The organism is Herbaspirillum sp. B65 (assembly GCF_000333555.1).
GTDB classification, from domain to species: Bacteria; Pseudomonadota; Gammaproteobacteria; order Burkholderiales; family Burkholderiaceae_D; genus Herbaspirillum; species Herbaspirillum rubrisubalbicans.
Genome location: NZ_BADI01000726.1, coordinates 1 through 3,377 on the forward strand (window position 1 = coordinate 1; position 3,377 = coordinate 3,377).

Here is a 3,377-nt window from a genome sequence, read left to right on the forward strand (position 1 = left end):
ATCAGCGACCTCAGCAGCAGAAGTCCGGCGGGCGCCTGAAAGTCTCGACCAATAACTCATTCGCTTCATTGTGGCTGGTTCCCCGCCTGGCCAGCTTTCGGGAAGAGCACCCTGAAATCGAGCTGCATAGGCCTTGCGGAACCACAGGTTGCTCTGTTTGGCGTCGCTGAAGGTGAGCGTATCCAGATTGCCCTTGGTCGCGTCGTGGTCATAGAGCACATCCTGTCCATCGCCCTTGGCAAACGCGTAGCTGTCATTGCCGGCGCCGCCGATGAGCAGATCGTTGCCTTTGCCACCGGTGAGCACGTTGTTGCCGCGATTGCCGACCAGGATGTTGTCCAGTTCATTGCCGGTGGCGTCCAGGTTTTGGTTGGCCAGCTTGATGGGAGCATCGGTGGTCACGGTATCGGCCCCATAGACGTTGGTGGCCTCGCGCAAGCGCTGCAGCGTGACGAAGCGGCACATGTCGCTGCTCAGGCCGCGCCCGGAGTCGGCGATATAGAAGCCGACGATCTTGCCGCTGGCGGCCGAACAGGCCACGCCGGTGACGGTGATGGCGTGGTCGCTGTACTGCTCGTTGTCTTCATGCAAGTCCCACAGCTTGCTGGCGCTCACGCTGATGATGACGCCCTTGCCGTCCTTGATGCTCTGGGCGACCGCCTTGAGATCGACCTGCTCATCGATGGTGGAAGCAAAACCGAAGTCCTGCAGCAAGGCTTGCCGGTCGTCCTCCGAGGTGGCGCCGCGCATGTCAGCCGATTCGGCTGCGGTATCGCAGAGGTTTTCCTTGATGGCGCGCTGGACCACTTCTTTTTCGGAGGCGGCATGGCCGCCCATCAGGGTCACGTTGGCCACGCTGGGTTCACCACAGTTTCCCCAGTAGCCATCGACTTGGCCGCCTTGGTCGTAGTCCAACTGATAGGAACGGGGCATCCGTAAACCAGCACATTGACGCCATTGACCCTGCGCTCTGGGGCTTGCTGGCATCGAGCAGGACCAGGTTCTCGACATTGGCCGCCAGCGTGGTGCTGGCCGTGGCGTAGAGCGTATCGACGCCTTCGCCGGCCTGTTCGACGATCTTGTCGCCGGCATTGTCCACGTAATAGCTGTCATCGCCCTTGCCGCCGATCATGGTGTCGGCCCCGCCCATGCCGTCGAGGATGTTGTTCTGCTCATTGCCGGTGAGGCGATTGTCCAGGCCATTGCCGATGCCGCTCAAGCTGCTCTCCAGAGACAGATCGTCCGTGTCTTCATCCAGGCTGAGGAATTTCGCGGCAACCGCTGGCTTGTCTTTCTTGGACTTGGGAGCTTCGTCGCCGAAGGGAGCGGGGGCGTAGAAGTTGTCCTGATAGCGCGCCGCATTGGCCTGGGCGATCAGGTCGATGGGAGGGGCAGTGTCAGCCGGGGCGGGAGTAGGTGTCTGGTTTGCTGTACTGGTACTGGCCGCTGGCGTGGGAGTGAGCGGCGGCGCACTGCTGACTACCGGCATCGCGGGAGCCCCTGGCGTAATGGGCGGTGCAATGATCGGCGGCGTGTATGGCGTCACGGGCGGCGCAATGACCGGCTTGCTGATGATGGCCGCTGGAGGAGTTAGGGGAGGTATATCGGTACTGACAGGGACTGTACTGGTCGGTTTGCTGGTGGCGGACACCGGTGTGACCGCAGGTGTACTGGCTGGTGTTGTGATGGCTACTGCGGGAGCGGGCGATGCCGTGGCAGGCTTGCTGACCGGTGCCGGGGGCGCACTGCCAAAGAGCGTGATGCCGGGCCGGATCGGTGAGAACACGACTTCGGAAACGCTGCCGCGCCGGATGCTGACGAAGCGGTCGTCGATGCGGGTGATGACGGGGTCTATCGGTTTTGTAAGAGTGGTGGAAGAGTGAGAGGAGGTTGAGCTTGTTGACACGGGTTCCCTTTCAAGTGCGCCATGGATGGCGTTGTGATACGGGGAGGGCAATCGCACGTGGCGTCCCGCCCCGGGGACCTGTTTTCTGCCGCCCTGGCCACGGGCAACGGCAGGGCGGGCAGGTCTGGTGTTTTGTTGGTCCCGCAACGATTCAATCGGATTGAAATAATTCGGTAAATCGCACGAAAGTGCCGTTGGTTGGTTGACAAGCTGATGCCAAGGGAAAAAAGACAAGTTGAGGCAACCGAGGGTCGCTCAAAGAGGGGAGTGTGACTGCGATGGCTGCGCACGGGCTAGGGGGGATGGTGAGAGGGTGTGTGACGTTTTGTTCACATCGGAGGCATGATGAGCGACGATACCCGGCTGCGGTGAGCCACATCGCGGGCAGGTCGCGCACGAGGCGCCCCTGCCTACGCGGTCGGCAATGGCGCCAGGCGCATGGTCAAATCAGTGATTTGGAACGGATTGTCTGGTGCGAGGAGGGGGACTCGAACCCCCACACCATTGCTGGCGTCAGGACCTAAACCTGGTGCGTCTACCAATTTCGCCATCCTCGCTGAAGGTGTCGGGCATCGGTGCGATAGCAGTCTGGCAGCCGGTTTGCTGCAGAGTTGCCGCTACCGATGCAGGTAGCATTTTGTCAAAGCGCGCCATTGTACTGCAAGCTGTTGCCGCTGTGGGCGTTTTTCTGCTCGGACATTTCATCCTCACCACCCATCGGTAGTACCATGCCGCCTGTCTTATGACCGACCGGGATTCGCATGACACGCTATCGTCACTACAAGGGTGGGATTTATGAATATATCGATGAGGCCATCCTTGAGGCCGACCTGACCCCCATGATCATCTACCGCGCCGCCGATGGTCGCCTGTGGCTGCGTCCGCGCGAGGCCTTCTTTGAACTGGTGGAGGTCGATGGCAGACAGGTGCCGCGCTTCCAGAAGATCGAGGATTGATGCATTGCCGCCGGCAAGCTGAACAATGCGCGGCGGCGCCGGTCTATCCCCTTCATTGATCATTTCCAGGTATTCCTATGAAACTTCAAGCACGCGCCCTGGTGGGGGCGATCCTCTCGGTCTGCACCATGGCCGCCATCGTCCCGCACGCGGCGTCGGCCGAGGAGCTGGCTGACGTCAGCACCGCCTTCCGCTGGCTGGGCAAGAACGACCGGGTGGTCATCGAGGCCTATGACGATCCCAAGGTGGTCGGGGTGACCTGTTATGTGTCGCGCGCCCGTACTGGTGGCGTCAAGGGGACCGTGGGCTTGGCCGAGGACAAGTCGGAGGCGTCCATCGCCTGCCGTCAGGTGGCGCCGAGCATCCAGTTCCAGGGCAAGCTGCCGGTCCAGGAAGATGTCTTCAGCGAGCGCATGTCGATTCTCTTCAAACGCCTGCACGTAGTGCGGGTGGTCGATGCCAAGCGCAATACCCTGGTCTATCTGACCTATTCGGACAAGCTCATCGATGCAGCC

At 61.2% G+C, this 3,377-nt stretch carries 5 protein-coding genes, 1 tRNA gene and 1 pseudogene; 4 read left to right on the forward strand and 3 right to left on the reverse strand.

Annotated features, from left to right (window positions below; all coding sequences use genetic code 11):
- Positions 1 to 68: 68 nt before the first annotated feature.
- Positions 69 to 170, forward strand: coding sequence for a hypothetical protein (locus tag I5W_RS33470; protein ID WP_252717071.1), 102 nt, complete (start codon positions 69 to 71; stop codon positions 168 to 170).
- 127 nt (positions 171 to 297) lie between these two features.
- On the opposite strand, the pseudogene I5W_RS34060 reads toward I5W_RS33470, so the two are convergent.
- Positions 298 to 933: pseudogene (locus tag I5W_RS34060) on the reverse strand (calcium-binding protein); the annotation flags it as partial.
- A complete protein-coding gene (locus I5W_RS33480) occupies positions 863 to 1,489 on the reverse strand; it encodes a hypothetical protein (protein ID WP_252717072.1) in 627 nt (208 codons plus the stop codon). The gene I5W_RS33480 and the pseudogene I5W_RS34060, both read right to left, overlap by 71 nt.
- Before the next feature lie 31 nt (positions 1,490 to 1,520).
- On the opposite strand from I5W_RS33480, the gene I5W_RS33485 reads away from it, so the two are divergent.
- Complete coding sequence (locus I5W_RS33485; protein WP_252717073.1) at positions 1,521 to 1,883, forward strand: hypothetical protein; 363 nt, start codon at positions 1,521 to 1,523, stop codon at positions 1,881 to 1,883.
- A gap of 493 nt (positions 1,884 to 2,376) precedes the next feature.
- Here the strand turns inward: I5W_RS33485 and I5W_RS17105 are convergent.
- Positions 2,377 to 2,463 (reverse strand) — tRNA-Leu (locus I5W_RS17105).
- A 204-nt stretch (positions 2,464 to 2,667) separates the two neighbouring features.
- On the opposite strand from I5W_RS17105, the gene I5W_RS17110 reads away from it, so the two are divergent.
- Together I5W_RS17110 and I5W_RS17115 are read left to right on the forward strand one after the other, a co-directional pair.
- Positions 2,668 to 2,862: a DUF1653 domain-containing protein gene (locus I5W_RS17110; RefSeq protein WP_017450390.1), complete on the forward strand. Its 195-nt coding sequence runs from the start codon at positions 2,668 to 2,670 to the stop codon at positions 2,860 to 2,862.
- Positions 2,863 to 2,939: 77 nt separating this feature from the next.
- The coding region (locus I5W_RS17115; protein ID WP_044530122.1) for a CreA family protein at positions 2,940 to 3,377 on the forward strand (438 nt) is incomplete at its 3' end.